Annotated in this window: 17 protein-coding genes; 9 read left to right on the plus strand and 8 right to left on the minus strand. The window is 65.8% G+C overall.

The features are described 5' to 3' along the window. Positions 1 to 185: 185 nt before the first annotated feature. The 9 genes from C662_RS08245 (at position 186) to C662_RS08285 (ending at position 8,083) form a co-directional block, all read left to right on the plus strand. Positions 186 to 1,223: a type I glyceraldehyde-3-phosphate dehydrogenase gene (locus tag C662_RS08245; RefSeq protein WP_002927171.1), complete on the plus strand. Its 1,038-nt coding sequence runs from the start codon at positions 186 to 188 to the stop codon at positions 1,221 to 1,223. Positions 1,224 to 1,268: 45 nt separating this feature from the next. Beyond that, positions 1,269 to 1,883 (plus strand): cytochrome c oxidase subunit 3, encoded by a 615-nt coding sequence (locus C662_RS08250; protein WP_002927174.1) that lies wholly within the window; start codon positions 1,269 to 1,271, stop codon positions 1,881 to 1,883. Between the two features lie 11 nt (positions 1,884 to 1,894). Beyond that, positions 1,895 to 2,176 carry a cytochrome C oxidase subunit IV family protein gene (locus C662_RS08255; protein WP_002927180.1) on the plus strand — a complete coding sequence of 94 codons (282 nt, stop codon included), beginning with the start codon at positions 1,895 to 1,897 and terminating at the stop codon, positions 2,174 to 2,176. After that, complete coding sequence (locus C662_RS08260) at positions 2,173 to 2,973, plus strand: CbbQ/NirQ/NorQ/GpvN family protein (protein WP_002927181.1); 801 nt, start codon at positions 2,173 to 2,175, stop codon at positions 2,971 to 2,973. Before C662_RS08255 ends, C662_RS08260 begins: the two co-directional genes overlap by 4 nt. A 28-nt stretch (positions 2,974 to 3,001) precedes the next feature. Beyond that, complete coding sequence (locus C662_RS08265) at positions 3,002 to 3,409, plus strand: hypothetical protein (RefSeq protein ID WP_002927183.1); 408 nt, start codon at positions 3,002 to 3,004, stop codon at positions 3,407 to 3,409. Between the two features lie 16 nt (positions 3,410 to 3,425). Further along, positions 3,426 to 4,433, plus strand: coding sequence for a 4Fe-4S binding protein (locus C662_RS08270; RefSeq protein ID WP_002927185.1), 1,008 nt, complete (start codon positions 3,426 to 3,428; stop codon positions 4,431 to 4,433). Between the two features lie 19 nt (positions 4,434 to 4,452). Continuing rightward, complete coding sequence (locus tag C662_RS08275) at positions 4,453 to 6,378, plus strand: nitric oxide reductase activation protein NorD (protein ID WP_002927187.1); 1,926 nt, start codon at positions 4,453 to 4,455, stop codon at positions 6,376 to 6,378. A 4-nt stretch (positions 6,379 to 6,382) separates the two neighbouring features. Beyond that, complete coding sequence (locus C662_RS08280) at positions 6,383 to 7,141, plus strand: Crp/Fnr family transcriptional regulator (protein ID WP_002927189.1); 759 nt, start codon at positions 6,383 to 6,385, stop codon at positions 7,139 to 7,141. A gap of 135 nt (positions 7,142 to 7,276) precedes the next feature. Continuing rightward, positions 7,277 to 8,083, plus strand: coding sequence for an EAL domain-containing protein (locus tag C662_RS08285; protein WP_002927191.1), 807 nt, complete (start codon positions 7,277 to 7,279; stop codon positions 8,081 to 8,083). A gap of 46 nt (positions 8,084 to 8,129) precedes the next feature. Here the strand turns inward: C662_RS08285 and C662_RS08290 are convergent, their stop codons facing one another. The 8 genes from C662_RS08290 to C662_RS08325 form a co-directional block, all read right to left on the minus strand. Beyond that, positions 8,130 to 9,317, minus strand: coding sequence for an NnrS family protein (locus tag C662_RS08290; RefSeq protein ID WP_002927193.1), 1,188 nt, complete (start codon positions 9,315 to 9,317; stop codon positions 8,130 to 8,132). 103 nt (positions 9,318 to 9,420) lie between these two features. Next, entirely contained in the window at positions 9,421 to 11,037 is a 1,617-nt protein-coding gene (locus C662_RS08295) for a cytochrome D1 domain-containing protein (protein ID WP_083485746.1), read from the minus strand. Further along, positions 11,034 to 12,242 carry a heme d1 biosynthesis radical SAM protein NirJ gene (nirJ, locus tag C662_RS08300; protein ID WP_198291884.1) on the minus strand — a complete coding sequence of 403 codons (1,209 nt, stop codon included), beginning with the start codon at positions 12,240 to 12,242 and terminating at the stop codon, positions 11,034 to 11,036. Before nirJ ends, C662_RS08295 begins: the two co-directional genes overlap by 4 nt. A gap of 114 nt (positions 12,243 to 12,356) precedes the next feature. Next, the gene (gene ahbB, locus C662_RS08305; protein WP_002927199.1) at positions 12,357 to 12,920 is read right to left on the minus strand and encodes a siroheme decarboxylase subunit beta; all 564 of its coding nucleotides are present in this window, start codon (positions 12,918 to 12,920) and stop codon (positions 12,357 to 12,359) included. Further along, entirely contained in the window at positions 12,917 to 13,432 is a 516-nt protein-coding gene (locus tag C662_RS08310; RefSeq protein ID WP_002927204.1) for an Lrp/AsnC family transcriptional regulator, read from the minus strand. Before C662_RS08310 ends, ahbB (C662_RS08305) begins: the two co-directional genes overlap by 4 nt. Then, positions 13,425 to 14,480, minus strand: coding sequence for a siroheme decarboxylase subunit beta (gene ahbB / locus C662_RS08315; RefSeq protein ID WP_002927206.1), 1,056 nt, complete (start codon positions 14,478 to 14,480; stop codon positions 13,425 to 13,427). The genes C662_RS08310 and ahbB (C662_RS08315) overlap by 8 nt, the downstream gene beginning before the upstream one ends. Further along, the gene (locus C662_RS08320; protein WP_002927208.1) at positions 14,480 to 15,688 is read right to left on the minus strand and encodes a cytochrome D1 domain-containing protein; all 1,209 of its coding nucleotides are present in this window, start codon (positions 15,686 to 15,688) and stop codon (positions 14,480 to 14,482) included. Before C662_RS08320 ends, ahbB (C662_RS08315) begins: the two co-directional genes overlap by 1 nt. A gap of 151 nt (positions 15,689 to 15,839) precedes the next feature. Next, positions 15,840 to 16,223, minus strand: coding sequence for a c-type cytochrome (locus tag C662_RS08325; RefSeq protein ID WP_002927210.1), 384 nt, complete (start codon positions 16,221 to 16,223; stop codon positions 15,840 to 15,842). Positions 16,224 to 16,225 lie beyond the last annotated feature (2 nt).

The following is a 16,225-nucleotide window of genomic DNA, read 5'->3' on the forward strand; positions in this document are numbered from 1 at the left end:
AAGCCGCCCCTTTTTTTCGTCCCGGCGCCGGAGGCCGCCGCGCCAGCCGCTAGAATGAGCGCTTCGCGCGGGTGCCACACCTCGGCCCCGCCAGGCCAAGCCCTACTGTCGACATCGTGCCCGCTGCAAGCCACTCCCCTGTACCCTCGACGCCCTGCGCCGATCAGTCGTCCCCTTTTCGCATCGTGATCAACGGCTACGGCCGCATCGGGCGCTGCTACCTGCGCGCGCTCCACGAAGCTGGTCTGGTCGACACCTTCAAGGTCGTCGCCATCAACGAACCGGCCGATCTCGCAAGCATCAGCTACCTGACCCGCTTCGACTCCACGCATGGCCGCTTTCCCGGACAGGTGGACAGCAGCGATGAAGCCCTGCTGGTGGACGGTCATCCGATCCTGATCAGCCATGCCGACAGCCCCGAGGCCGTGGACTGGGCCGCGCTCGAACCCGACCTGATCGTGGAGTGCTCAGGCCAGTACGGCAGTCGTGCCGAACTTCAGCGCTTCATCGACGCCGGCTGCCCCCGCCTGCTCCTGTCCCACCCCGGCAACGGCGCCGAGGACGTGGACGCCACCATCGTGTACGGCATCAACCACGAGACGCTGGACGGCCGCGAGGGGCTGGTATCGAACGCCTCATGCACGACCAACGCGGTGGTTCCCGTACTCGACCTGCTGCAGCGCGAGATCGGCATCGACAACGTGCTGCTGAGCACATTGCACTCCGCCATGAATGATCAGCCGCTGATCGACGGCTACCACCACACCGACCTGCGCCGCACGCGGTCGGCGATGCAATCCATCATCCCGGTGTCGACCGGACTGGCACGCGGGGTGGAGCGCCTGCTGCCCGAGCTCGCGGGCAAGGTCCAGGCCAAGGCGATCCGCGTCCCGACGCACAATGTCTCGGCGATTGACATGGTGCTCGGCTTCTCGCGCGACGTCACCGCAGGCGAGATCAACCGCTTGCTGCGCGAGGCGGCCCAGGGTCGCTACCGCAATCTGATCGCCTATTCGGACGAGCCGCACGCTTCGATCGACTTCAACCACGATCCCCACTCCGCAATCGTCGACGGCGGCCAGACGCGCAGCATCGGCAAGCGCATGGTCAACCTGATGGTGTGGTTCGACAACGAGTGGGGGTTCGCGAGCCGCATGGTGGATGTGACTCGCCATTGGCTGGCCCGCACGAGGCGCGCGGACGCGGGTCCCGGCACCAGTTAACCACGATCAAGTTCAAACCATGCGCGCTTGCCTAGACTGCCGCGCATGGAAACGACAAGCACATCCCTCCCCCACGGCGCCGCAGGTCACCCCACACCGGCAGCCGAGCCACGCCTTGCCGGCGACCTGGCGATCTGGGTCTTCATCATGGCGGAGCTGCTTGCCTTCGGCGCCTTCTTCGCCGCCTACGCCTTCACCCGTGCAAACAACATCGAGCTGTTCAATGCCGAGCAGGCAGGGCTCGACCGTACGGCAGGCGCAATCAACACGATCCTGCTGCTGACCTCGAGCTACTTCGTTGTTCGTGCCGTACAGGCTGCCGAGCTGCGTGCCGCACGTGCCGCTGCGAACTGGCTGCTGGCCGCCATCGTCACCGGCCTGGGCTTCATCGTCGTCAAGCTCGGCGAGTACGCCGCTGCCTTCGCACACGACATCAGCCTGTCGAGCAGCCCCTTCCACATGTTCTACCTGTCGCTCACCTTCTTTCACTTCATGCACGTGATCCTCGGGCTCGTGATCCTGGTGGCGATGTGGAACAACGCCCGCCAGGGGCGCTACGGCCCGGGCAACATGAACGGGATAGAGACCGGCGCCGCCTACTGGCACATGGTGGATCTGGTGTGGCTGATCCTCTTTCCCCTTGTCTACGTGATCCACTGAGGAGCCCGGCCATGGACACGCACATGCACGGCACCCCCAAGCGCGCCACCTGGCTGTGGCTCTCGCTGATCGGCGCAACCTTGCTCACCTGGGGCATGGGCACGCACGGCGCAGCGGGCACCTGGGCCATCGCTGCCCTCGCCGCCATCTCCTTCTGGAAAGGCGCAGTGATCATTCTCGATTTCATGGCCCTGCGCCACGCGCCCCTCCTTTGGCGTGCCATCACCATGGGCTGGATGATCCTGGTGTGGGCCGTCATCGCCATCGCCTATCTCAAAGGACTCGGACAATGAAGCCCGACACGCCCAACCTCGACATCCCCTTCTACCAACCCGCCGCAGACGAGGTCGAGGTCTTCCAGCACGCCTGGAAGAACCGTCTGCCCCTGCTCATCAAGGGCCCCACCGGTTGCGGCAAGACCCGCTTCGTCGCCCACATGGCCGCGCGCCTCGGCTTGCCGCTGTTTACCGTGGCCTGCCACGACGATCTCACCGCAGCCGATCTCGTCGGTCGCCACCTGATCGGCGAGGGCCGCACCATGTGGTGCGACGGTCCGCTCACACGCGCGGTGCGCGAGGGTGGCATCTGCTACCTGGACGAAGTGGTCGAGGCGCGCAAGGACACGACCGTCGTCCTACACCCGCTGGCCGACGATCGCCGCATCCTGCCCATCGACCGCACCGGCGAGCTCATCGAGGCTCCACCCAGCTTCATGCTGGTGGTGTCCTACAACCCGGGCTACCAGAACCTGCTCAAGGGCATGAAGCCGTCCACCCGCCAGCGCTTCATCAGCCTGCGCTTCGACTTTCCGCGCGCCGAACAGGAGGAGGCCATCCTGATCGGTGAAACCGCCTGCCCGCCGGATCTCGCTCGCCGCCTGGTCGCCATCGCCGGTGCGCTGCGCTCGCTCAAGGACCGCGACCTCGAGGAATCAGCCAGCACACGCTTGCTCGTCTATGCCGCACTGCTCATCAAGGACGGCATGGACCCCGTGGCAGCCTGCCGCGTCGGCATCGTCGAGAGCCTGACCGACGACGCCGACATCGCCGAGGGACTCATGGAGGTGGTATCCGCCACCTTCGGCCGCTGAACACCACCCCACGCGTCACAAGGAAGCCATGAACATCCAACGCCAGGACCCGCTCAAGCACGCCATGCCGGGGCCGCAACTCGCCGTGGTGGCCGAGGCCCTGTTCCTGATCAACCTGATGCTGCTGCCCGTCCTGGCCTTCCTGGTGCTGATGGTGCTGTGGGCCAAGTTTCACGACCACGAAGACCCACTGGTGCGCAACCACCTGCGCCAGACCGGCTGGACCTGCATCTGGGGCGGCCTGGTACTCGTATGCACCAGCATCGCAATCCTGCTGCTCGGCGGCTTCGACAACCCGTGGACCTGGGTCATCGGCATCCTGTACTTCGTACTCGTCCATGCGGGTCTGATCCTGCTTGGCGTCATGGGGCTGTCGCGCGCCATCAACGGCCGCAGCTGGCGCTACCCGGTGTTCGGGCCGCGCGAACCCGTCTGAGTACCACGAGCCCGTGATGAGCACACCCGCGCCGGCACGCCGAATCATCCCCATCGCCCGGGCAGGTACGGACGATGGGGCGCACAGCCCGCGCCAGAGCTTGCGACTGGCCTTTCAGGTCGGCTTTTTTGCACTCTTCGTGCTCGCACCGGTGTTCGACCTCTTTCGCTACGACCTCAACGCCGACCATGCGTGGTTGCTGGGCATGGAGTGGCGGCTCGGGCTTGACCCATTTCTTGCCGGCCAGGCAAGCGCGCTCGAGGCTGCCGGCAGCATCATGCTGCGCCTGTTCGTGCCGCTGCTGACGGTCGCTGCAGTGGTGCTCTGGGTGGCCTGGAAGTGGGGGCGCATGTATTGCGGCTGGCTATGCCCGCACTTCTCGGTGGTCGAATCCATCAACAAGCTCATGGCGCGCGCCTCGGGCAAACCCAGCGTGTGGGAAAAACACCGCCTGCCGGCCTGGAAGCCGGACGGTTCACGCGCCAAGGTCGATGCACGCTGGTGGGGCCTCGTCGTACCTGCAGCCGTCGCCTTCGCCTTCCTGTGGGCGGTGGTACTGCTGACCTACCTGCTGCCACCTGCCGAGGTGTATGGAAACCTCATCGCTGGCGAACTGACGCGCAACCAGTTCATCTTCATCACTGCCGCAACGGTCGTGCTGAGCCTGGAGTTCCTGTTCGCACGCCACCTGTTCTGCCGCTTCGTCTGTGCGGTCGGCCTGTTCCAGAGCCTGGCCTGGATGGGCAACCGCGACGCGATGGTGGTGGGCTTTGCGCGCGCTCGTGCCACCAACTGCTCGAGCTGCCTCCCCGAGCGCCAGTCGGCCTGTGACGCGGTATGCCCGATGCGGCTGCGCCCGCGCAACATCAAGCGCCACATGTTCACCTGCACGCAATGCCGGCAGTGCATCGACGCCTGTGGCGAGACCCAGCGCGACAACCCCGAAGGCCCGCTACTGAGCTGGGTGACGGGCGAAGCCGCGCGCCAGAACGAAGCGGGTTTCCGCGCGTTCAAGGAACGCTGAACCGAGGGAACGCTGAACCATGGAAGAACACGTCGGACTATTCTGGCACCGTCTGATCACCCGCGCAGCGGGCGGGCACTTCCCCAAGGCCGCGGTCAGGCTCAAGGACATCGAGAAGGTCGCGGGGGTGTTCTTCCGCGCGCTCGGCGGCGACCCGGGCTTGCGCGTGGCCGCTGCCACCGTTGATACCCATGGCGCGCGGCGCAGCCTGCTACAGCGCATCGCCGGCGCAGACGAACGCATTGCCCGCGGCCGCATGGACATCGCCACCCTGCGCCTGCCGCCGGAGATCGACGCCCTGCCAGAACGCAGCCTCAACCGCGACCTCTATCTGTGGCTGGCCGCACTGGCCGCGGGTCATGGCAACGGCGATGCCACCCATGACGCACAGGTGGAGGCCGCACTCGCCCCCCTGCCGACCGGCACCTTCGATACCGAGGCCAGTCGTGAACTGCGCGAGAACCAGCGTGCCACCCTGCGCGCGCTACAACGCTGGCCAGGTATCGAGCCGCGCTATCGCCGACTGGTGGACGCCGTGATCGCCCAGCGCCGCAACCCCGCCAAGCTACCTGCAGCCGAAGCCGAGCGCGAACGCCTGCTGCGCCAGGCAATGCATGCACCGGGCAGCGTTGCCGCCTTACCGGCATTGCCGGTCAAGGCACAGCCCACGCAACCGGTGCTGCTGTGGCTGAGCGACTTCCGTGCCAAGCCCGCAGCAGGCCTCGCCGGCAGCGGCAGCGGCGCCGAGGCTGCCGAGGGCGGCAGCACCAAGCCGGGTCGCGACGCCAGCCAGCAGGCCCACCGTGTCGAGCGCCAGGAGAACGCGCCCGAGAAGCACGGCATGATCATTCCCTTCCGCGCCGAAAGCCTGCTATCGGTTGCCGAATTCATCAAGGTCAAGCGCAGCACCGACGACGACCCGGACGACAACGCCGCCGATGCCGCAGCCAACCTCGACCACCTGTCGATCACCCGCGACAACGAGCGTGTTGCTTCCAAGGTCCGCTTCGACCTCGACCTGCCCTCGGCCGCCGAGGACGACGTCGTCCTCGGCGACGGCATCCCGCTGCCGGAGTGGGACTACCGCAAGAACCTGCTGCGCGAGGATCATGTCCGCCTCAACGAACTGACGCCGTCGATCAACGATCCTCGTGCGGCACCCTGCGCGCTACCCGAACACCTGCGCCGCACCGCCCGCCGCCTGCACCGTCAGTTCGCCGCGCTGACACCGGGCCGGCGCTGGCTCAAGGGCCAGGTCGACGGCACCGAGCTCGACGTCGACGCCGTGGTGCGCGCGACCACCGACCGTGCCTGCGGTCACCACCCATCCGACCAGCTCTACCTGTCGCTGGAGAAGCGCGAGCGCGATCTGGCTTGCCTCGCACTCGCCGACCTTTCCTTGTCAACCGACGCCTGGGTGTCCTCCGAAGCACGCGTGATCGACGTCATCCGCGACTCGTTGCTGCTGTTCGGTGAAGCGCTGATGGCGACCGGCGACCGCTTCGCACTGTGTGGCTTCTCCTCGGTCAAGCGCAGCAACGTGCGCTTTCATCGTCTCAAGGACTTCGACCAGCGCTTCGACGACCGTGCCCGCGGCCGCATCATGGCGATCAAGCCCGGCTACTACACCCGCCTGGGTGCCGCCATCCGCCACGCCACCACCATCCTCGAAAAGCAGACCGCAGCGCGCCGCATTCTGCTCATCCTCTCCGATGGCAAACCGAACGACCTCGACCTTTACGACGGCCGCTACGGCATCGAGGACACCCGGGTCGCGATCGTCGAGGCCCGCAGCCATGGCATCGTTCCCTTCTGCGTCACCATCGACCGCGAAGGCGCAAGCTACCTGCCACACCTGTTCGGTCCGGCGGGCTTCGCAGTGATCCGCCAGCCCGATGAACTCCCCGCCCGCCTGCCCATGTTCTATGCCCAGCTCACTCGGTGAAGCCATGAACTACCGCGACCTCCCCTGCACCGAAGCACTGCGCGACACGCCGCCCGCCGACCAGCCTTCGCCCGAGATCGAGCGCCTGTGCCGCCTGCTGAGCCAGGCCTCGCTCTTCAACGGCCTGGGTTGCCACGACATCGCCCGCTTCGCGCGTGGCGTGCGCGAGCTCAAGGTCGGGCGGGGCGACATTCTTTTCCACCGCGGCGATACCTGCTCCGGCTTTCACTTCATCCTCAGCGGCCAGGTCAAGCTCGCGTTCACCTCTGCGGAGGGCAACGAGAAGGTCGTCGACATCCTGCGTCCTGGGCAGAGCTTCGGCGAAGCCGTGATGTTCATGGACAAACCCTATGTGGTGATGGCCCAGGCCCTGACCGATGCCAGTCTTCTCCACATCGCCAAGCAGGTGTTCTTCGATGAAATGGCTGGCGACCCGGTGTTCTGCCGCAAGATCATCGCCGGCCTGGCCCAGCGCCTGCACCACCTGATGGCCGACGTCGAGAGCTACTCGCTGCGCTCGGGGCGCGAACGCATCATTGGCTACCTGCTGCGCGAGGAAGAGCGCGAGGGCGACGGCATTGCCAACGGGCGGGTGTCAATTCGCCTGCCGACCAGCAAGGGCACGATCGCCTCGCGCCTGAACCTCACCCAGGAGCACTTCTCACGCATCCTGCACGAGCTCACCGACTCCGGCCTGATCGAAGTCGAGGGCCGCACGATCCATATCCCCGACATCGGCAAACTCAGGCGAAGCCTGGGCTGAGGCGGCCCTGTCAGCTCGCTCGGGTGCAGCCACCTACTGAGACGCCGCTATCGCACTTCGTGCATGTACCCGACCTTGACGAGGCCTGTTCGACATCATTACTGTCGCACTTACAACCCAACCCAGGCAGCGCACATGACCAACACGGAATTCCCGCTGCACGCGCCACGAAGTGAGTCCTTACTCCCCGACTGCGGCCGTTGCCGCGCACTTCCGCCCCTGCCCTTCGACTTTACGATGGCCTTCCAGCCGATCATCGACCTCGACAGCGGTTCGTCGTGGGCATGGGAGGCATTGGTCCGCGGCCCCAATGGCGAGAGTGCAGCCAGCGTATTGGCCAAGCTCACGGACGAAAACCGCTATCAGTTCGACCAGCGTTGCCGGACGAAGGCGATCGAACTCGCTCACCAGCTCGGCTTGTCGTCACGGCTTAGCATCAACTTCCTGCCTAATGCGGTGTACGAACCGCGAGCCTGCATCCGCGCCACCATCGAGGCTGCAAACCGGGTCGGATTTCCGCTCGAGCGGCTTCAGTTCGAAATCACCGAGGTCGAGGAAGTGCGCAATGACGGCCACCTGCGCCGCATCGTAGAGGAATACCGTGCAATCGGCTTTGGCACTGCGATCGACGATTTCGGCGCCGGCTACGCGGGGCTCAACCTGCTGACATACTTCCAGCCCGACGTGTTGAAGCTCGACATGAACCTGATTCGCAACATCGATCAGGACCGCCGTCGGCAATTGATCGTTCGCCACCTGGTCAGCCTCGCCGCTGAACTGCCGTGCACTCTGATTGCAGAAGGCGTGGAAACGCTCGACGAGGCGCGCTGTCTCGCCGGCATGGGAATCAGGCTGCAGCAGGGCTATCTATACGCCCGCCCGGGCTTCGAAGCGCTGCCCGTTGCCGACCCGGGGGTACTGGCAGCACTGCTTGGCAGCTGATCGCCCCTGCCCCACCGCACGCACAGGGGCGATCGGCACGAGGGTCTCAACCCTCCTTGCCATCAACCCGCGCCTTGAGCAGGAAAGGCGCATAGCGCCACAGATAGAGGGCAAAGCCAAGCGCCCATAGCGTCGCCGCGGCATGCACACCGCCCACCAGCGCGGCGGGAAAGAGCGCCACGCTCAACACGCGAACCAGCGCCGCCAGCAGCACCAGCGCGTAGGCGGCGGTCTCCACCGGCCCCGCCACGAGCATGCGTCCAGTGTGTCCAAGCGCAGTGCGGGTGATCATGCCGATGATCAATCCACCTGTTGCGCCAATCGCAAGCGCATGAATGCCCGCCGAACGCGGCAGTACGCCGAACTGGGTGAGCGCGATCAGCGCCAGACCGAGCGGAATCCACAGGTAGGCCAGATGCAGTACCCACAGCAGAGGGGCGCCTCGCGTCGCCCACGGGTTCCAGCCGCCCAGCCGCAGCGCCTGCAACAAGGCGGCGACCAGCGACACCGCGCCCGCCCACATGCCGGCCCCGAGTGCCCACAGCAACAGCGCGACACCCGTCGCAATCGCCGCCGCCCAGTCCAGGCGCGGATCTCGCCACTGCTTGATGCCGCGCACGGCGTTGAAGGTGAACATCGGGATCACGCGCCCGCCGACAATCGTCTCGAGTACCACGATCAGCCCGAGCGCCAGATGCATCGCCATCAGCGGATCGACCGCAAGCACGCCGAGTACGGCGAGATGGAAGACCAGGTTCGCCAGCGCGAGCAGGGCCGGCAGGACGCCGACAAAGTAATTGCGCCTGCTCTTGGCCTTGATCAGCACACGCAACAACAGGGCTGCCGCGACGGGCAGAAAAGCCATGTCGACGATCGCCACCCAGGCACCACTGCCGAATGCCATCGCCAGCCGTCCAGCCAGCCACAGCGCCGCCAGCGCTGCAAGCGGCGGGCCCGCGGGCGTATCGAGCCCGGTCCAGTTGCGCCCAGCGGTAAACAGGAAACCGATGATCACCGCCACCGCGAAACCGAAGATCATCTCGTGTGCGTGCCACCACATCCCGGGAATCGGCAGTTCGATTCCACCCGAGTAGGCCACCGCCCATACCGGTACGGCGATGGCGGCAAACAGCGCCGCAAGCAGGTAGAAAGGCCTGAAACCAAGCGCCCAGAGCGAGAAGGTATCGGGCGGAATACGGCGGGTGGTGGGTTCGTCGATGCGAATCAGCGGCATGTCTATTTTCTCTGTAATGCTCTTGGGGTTGATGAAGTCAGCTGCAGCGAAGGCACCCGCGGCATACCTGGCGCCCGCGCACCTGCGCGGATGCCGGCTGCACTCAGTGGCTGGTGCCTTCCTCGCGCGTGATCTTGTTCCAGACGTTGTACTTGCCGACGGGTTTTCTCATCGGCAGACGCTTGACCTCTTCGAGGGTCTGCGCGTCGAGAACGATGACCGCCCCCTCATCCTCCCACAGGCTGGCCAGCGCATAGCGGCCATCGCGGGTGAACTCGATGTGGGCAAGCGTCTTGCCAGGCTCGCCGACAATCTCCCTGACCACCTCCAGCGTCTGCTTGTCGATCACCTGCAGGATGTGCTTGGCCTCCGGACTCATCATCGAATCGACGAAGGCATAGCGGCTGTTGCCGTGGCTGCGCAGGAAGAAGCCCGGGCCGCGGGTCTGGATGCGCTTGATGACTTCCCAGGTCTTCATGTCGATGACCGTGACCTCGCCCGCCTTGAGGTTGGTGCTCGCCATGACCGTGCGCGGCTTCGCGTCAGGTCCTGCGGCAGGGTCGGTCCACTCCCAGGTGATGCCCGAGCCCAGGTGGGGCATGCCGTCCAGCGGCAGGTTGGCGATCTTCTTGCGCACATCCAGGTTCACCACCTGGCCGACACCCTCACGCGATGCGCCCATCAGCTCGGAGTAGTCCTGGGTGAAGAAGAAATCGTCGAGCACCTCGGCGAGGATGGTGCGGCGCGGATTGAGATAGCCGGGGATGAAGGTCCCCTCGCGCTGGGTGTAGTCGTGGATGTAGCTGGTCGGGATGTCCTCGACCGCCTTGGTGTAGCTGATCTCCCACACCTCGCCGACATCCTTGAGCGCGGCGATGAAGGACTGGCGCGGGGTGGCGTCGTACACCGCCGAGACGCGCGAACTCTGCTTGCCATCCCGATCCATCGCGGGGAGGGTCTTGATCAGGTTCAGATCGCCATCGAGCAACACCAGCGTGTGCGGCAGGTAGTTGGCCACCGCGACGTGCTTGCCATCGGGCGAGGCCGCGACGTTACGGGTATTGATGCCGGCACGCACCTCGGCCACCACCTTCAGGTTCCACAGGTCGAACTTGGTGATCCAGCCGTCGCGCGAACCGAAGAACACATACCGCCCTTCGGCTGCGAACTTGGGACCGCCGTGCAGCGCAAAGCGCGACTGGAAGCGGAAGATCGGCTCGAGCTTGTCGCCGTCGAGCACGCTGACATGGTGGTCCCCTGCCTCGACGACGAGGAAAAGGTTGAGCGGGTCGGCGTCGAACACCGGCTTGTCCGACAAGGTGGCCGGGTCGACATGCTCGATGCGCGAGGCGGTGATGTCGGCATCCGACCAGCGCGGCTCGGGCACCACCGGTGTGTAGATCCAGTCGGCAATCGCGGCGATCTCATGTTGGCCGAGTTGGGCCGCGAAGCCAGGCATCTGGGTGGCTGTACGCCCCTCTGCGATCACCTTGAGCGCTTCGCCCTTGCGCAGACGCGACAGGTTCTCGGGCAGCAGCGCCGGCCCCATCCCGCCCAATCGGCTCGAGGCGTGGCAAGCGGCACAGTGCTGCTCATAGAGTGCGGCAACATCGGCAACAGGCGTAACGGCTGCGGGCGATGCGGCAACAACGGACTGCGCCGCAGGGAAGGCAAGGGCGAGACCCGCCACAACGGCGGCGACGGAACGGAGCGGCTTCATGCGGACACCTTGTTGAGGCGGACCCAGGGCGTGGTGACGACGCGCTCGGCACCGTAGTCATCGGCGCTGACGCCGATCTCTTCGTCATCCAGATAACAGGCCGGATCCTCCGCCCAGGGGTTGCCAGTCACCTGCTCGGCACGCACCCGCGAACTGCCATTGCAGATGTCCAGATAACGGCAGGCGCCGCAGCGCCCCTTGAGCTTGCGCGGGTGCTGCTTGAGGCCGGCGAGCAGCGGATTGCTCAGGTCGTTCCAGATCTCGCCGAAGGCACGCTGGCGAACGTTGCCCAGCGGCACATGCCACCACATGGTGTCGGGGTGCACGATGCCGAGGTTGTCGATATTCGAGACATTCACCCCGCTCGCATTGCCGCCCCATTGGCGCAGCCTGGCCTCGACGTGTGCGGCCTTGTCAGGGAATCGGCGCTGCACCCAGTGCAGCAGGAAGGGGCCATCGGCGTCGTTGTTGCCGGTGACGAAGTCCTTTTCGATGCCGCGCCGGTGCAGGTCCAGACAGGTCTCGAACAGCAGTTCCATCGCCTCACGCGTGGTGCGGTGGCGAGCATCGCCTGCGCGGTTCTTGTTGCCGCGGCCGGCGTAGTTCAGGTGTGAGAAGTAGAACTTGTCGATACGCTCGTCCTCGACCAGCTTCAACAGCGCGGGCAGATCGTGGGCGTTGCCCTCTGTCATGGTGTAGCGCACGCCGACCTTGATGCCACGGTCCCGGCACAGGCGGATGCCGTGCATCGAGGCCTCGAAGGCCCCCTGCTTGCGGCGGAAGTGGTCGTGGGTGGCGCCGATTCCGTCCAGGCTCACGCCAACGTAATCGAAGCCGATCTCGTCTATGGCGTCAATGTTCGATTCGTCGATCAAGGTGCCATTGGACGACAGGCCGACATAAAAGCCCATGCCCTTGGCACGACGGGCAATGTCGAAGATGTCCGGCCGCAACAGCGGCTCGCCGCCCGACAGGATCAACACCGGCACGTGCGCTGCCTTGAGATCATCCATGACCTTGAAGATCTCGGCGGTATTCAGCTCACCCGGAAAGTCCTTGTCTGCAGAGATGGAATAGCAGTGCTCGCAGGTGAGGTTGCAGCGCCGGATCAGGTTCCAGATGACCACCGGCCCGGGCGGGTTACGGCGCGGGCCGGCGGGGGTCGGGTGGTCGAGTTCGCGGATGAATTGGGAGATGCGGAACATGGAAGCCTCCTTGTTGCCGCGATTACAGCCGACCTTGGTGGCGGGAAAAATGACGCCGGTCAAGGGGCCGGCCTGGCGCAGCAAATCGCGCTGCTGCGCCCTTCGGCGAGTTCCTCAAGCGCCGATGCGCAAGCCTGTTTTCTTCAGGATCCCGGCCGAAAACAACACGTCGCGGCTACGGCAGACACCCGGGAAGTCACGCTCGATCGCTGCTGCGATCTCGCCAACGCGCTCGAGCGCTGCTTCGCGCGTCGCCGCATGCACCATCGCAAACAGGTTGTAGGGCCAGTCCGGCAGGTGGCGCGGACGCCGATAGCAGTGGGTGACGAAGGGCAAGCCCCCGACCCGCTCGCCGACCGCATCGATGCATTCGTCATCGATGTCCCAGACGCTCATGCCGTTTGCAGGGTAGCCGATGGCGTAATGGTTCGGGACCGCACCGATGCGCCGGATGCGACCATCGGCCAGCATGACCGCCAGGCGCTCACGCACCAACGCTTCGCTCGTGCCCAATTGCTCGGCGAGCAAGGCATAGGGGCGCGCGACCAAGGCCAGCCCACCCTGGGTAGCGAGGACGAGCCGACGGTCGAGGTCGGCAGCTGCCTGCACATCGCCCAGCTTGCCGCTCGGCACCCCGGCACCGCCCACCGCAAAATCAATCGGATCGCTCACCGTCACGCCTCCAGCTTCATCTCGACAAAGTACTCGCGCTCCTTGGGGAACAGGTGCACCGGCAAACCGGTCGCGGCTTCCATGCGCGCAGCACAGTCGGCGATGCCTCCCGGGGTCTCGGTCGCGAGCACGAACCACATGTTCAAGGCATGTTCACGGCGGTAGTTATGCGCCACTTCGGTAAAGGCATTGACGGCCTCGACAACCTCGCCCCAACGCGCCTCCGGCACGGCCATTGCGGCCAGGCAGAAAGCCCCGCCCATGCGCTCGATCTGGAACATGGGGCCGAAGCGTGTCAATACACGGTCGTCGAGCAGACTCTGCAGACGGGCAATGAGCGCCTCCTCGCTCAAGCCCACGGCATCGGCTACCTGCGCGAAGGGGCGCTCCACCAGCGGGAAGTCACCCTGCAAGGCATTGATCAGCCGGCGATCGACGTCGTCGGGCGCGCGGCGTGCGGCGATGCCCTGGCGTCCGGCGACCTTGCTGCCAGACGGGCGTTCTCGAGCTTCAGGCATGGGCAAGGGCTCCGGGGGAGAGATAGTGCGCACCGGTCTGCTTGAAGCGGCGGCAACTGAACAGGGTCGCGCTCGGATAGGCATCCAGGCCCAGGCGCTGTGCGAGGTCTGCCCGCGCCGCCAGCACGTCCTCGCGGGCACTGCCATGGATCATGCAGAACAGGTTGTAGGGCCAGTCGGGCAAGGCCCGTCGGCGACGATAGCACAACGTCACCGCATGCTCGCGTGCGAGGCTTCGCCCCAGCGCGGAAACGTCCTGCTCGGGGACATCCCAAACGCACATCGCATTGGCCTCCATGCCGAGCTCGTGGTGGTGCACCACCACACCAAAGCGCCGAATCAGGCCTTCACATACCCAACGCGCGATGAACTCCAGCGTCATCGCCTCGCTCAGCCCGACCTTCTTGCCAAGGGACTCGAATGGACGAGCCTCCAGCGCCAGCCCCCCCTGCAAGGCAGTGACCAACTCGCGCTCGATGGCGGGTAGCGCGCAGGCAGCGTCGCCGTCGAGCACGATCGACGCGCGTTCGCGGCGACGCCCGGCCGGGCTGTTGCACGCGCCCTCGCCCGCCGGTTCGCGCAGATCGAAACCCAGGTCGATATGGAACTCTTCCTCCAAGGGCAACACGATCACCGCGCAGCCGGTATCACGCTCGAGGCCGGCCACGACCTGCTGCAGGCGCGCAGCGGACGACGCCGTCACCACGAACCAGAGGTTGTAACGATGCTCGCGCTGGTAGTTGTGGTTGATCGCCGCCTCGGCGCTGACACGCGCTGCAACCGCCTCGAGCCGCGAGGGCGGCACCGCCATCGCGGCCAGTGCGCTCGCGCCCAAGCGTCGGGGCGCAAACACGGCGCCAATGCGGCTCACCACGCCCTTGGTACGCAACTCACCGTAGGCATCGATCACATCCCCCTCGTCCATGCCGACGGCCGCAGCGATCCGAGCGAACGGCCGGCTCTCGAGCGGGAAGTCGCGCTGCCAGTCGTTGAGCAGGCGCAGTCCGATGTCGCCGACGCCCGCGGGCAGGCAAAGCTTGCGCGGCATCAGAACCCCGTGCGCGCCGCGCGCGTAGTGAAGAAAATGCCGCTCGGGCTCAACGAATCGAAGCCGCCGATGGGCGTCTTGGTGGCCGTGTCGTAGATCACCACGCGATTGTCATCGCGCGCGGACAGCCACACCTCGTGCCCTTTGGAGAGGAACTCCATATGCAGAATGCCGCGCCCGGGCTGGAGGGTATGGGTGACCTGGCCGCTGACGGTGTCGATCACCTGCACCCAGCCATTGTCGGGAAACGCGAAGTTGACCCAGATCTCGCGACCGTCGGGGCGTGCCATTGCGAACACCGGCTGGCTCTTGACCGGGATGCGCCCGACTTCCTGCCAGGTCGTGGTGTCGACCACCAGCACCTCATGACGCCCGATCGCGGGCAGGTAGGCACGCCCTCCTGCCACCGACCACCCACGCAGGTGCGGCATCTTGAAGACCGGCAGCGGCTGCTCACCCCGGCCATAGCCGTCGAGGATCTTGCTGCTGCCCTTGTCCAGGTTCCACAGATCGACCAAGGCCAGGCCGTCCTCCCCGAACAGACCAGCGATGTAATGGCGGCCGTTGGGCGTCACCAGCGCATCGTAGGGTTGGTTACCACCGGCAAAGCGTTGCGTGACCGGATTGCGCGGATCGGCGAAGTCGGTGATGCGGATCTCTCCCGCCTCGAACAGCGCATAGATGAAGCGCTTGCCCGACAGGTCGGCAAGGCCCACCACCTTGGAGCGACGACCGTCCTCGGTCGTGGCTGGCACGTCGGCGACCAATTCGAGCGTATGTGCATCGAAGGCCTTGATCCCGCCAGGCTCATAGTTCTGCACCACCACGAGGCTGCCGTCGTGCGAGATCGAACCGCCGATGGCGTTGCCCGCCTGGACGACGCGGCCGGCGATCCTGGCCTCGAGCAGGTCGACCTTGGTCAGGCCACCGTCGCGACCGAAGACATACGCATAACGCGCATCGCGCGAGAACACCACCGAGGCGTGCGACAGGTCGCCAAGGCCCTCTACGGTGGCGAGTACGCTGCGCCCGCTTGTCTCGACGATCTTGACCCGTCCGTCCGCGCGCTCGATGACGACGCCGAGGTCGCCCGTGCCGCGCAGCGCAGCGGGCGGCGTCGACGCGCAGGCTGAAAGGAGGAACACCATTGCGGAGAGCACGACACCCCACAGGACGGGCGGTGCGAGGCGAGGTTTCTGCGATGACATGCGGACTCCGTCAATCAAGCTCGGGCGCGATACGCGAACGAGGGTGGAATTGGAATGTTGAGGAAGCTGGAGAAAACGAAATGGGCGAGCGGCCTTGAAGAGCTGCCACGACCGACTGACGAAGGCACTGCGCCGGCGCTCTGCGAGTGGATCAGTTCCGCGCCTGAACGGGCGGCAAACCGGTGTCAGGCGGGAATCCGCGCATCAACTGATCGACGATCCACTCGGCCTCGGACTCGGTCACGATGCCTCGGAACGGTGGCATGGGGGTGCCCGGGCGCCCACCGATGATCGTGGCTACCATGCTCTCGGCAGGCTTGCCCGCCATGGCTTCGATCGTAAGTGCGGGCCCCAGCCCGCCATTGAGGGTCAGGCCATGACAGGACCCACAGTCCTGGCGGACGATGTGCACGAGTTCGCGGGCACGCTCGGCATCGGGCGGCGCCGGCTGGGACTCGTTGGCCGCAGCAAACGCGGAGACCAACGCGGCGCCGATGAACACGGCAACATGGGCGACAAGGGGCGGTAGTTTCATCT

Origin of the sequence: Thauera sp. 28, assembly GCF_000310145.2 — a bacterium.
In the GTDB taxonomy this organism is placed as follows: Bacteria; Pseudomonadota; Gammaproteobacteria; order Burkholderiales; family Rhodocyclaceae; genus Thauera; species Thauera mechernichensis.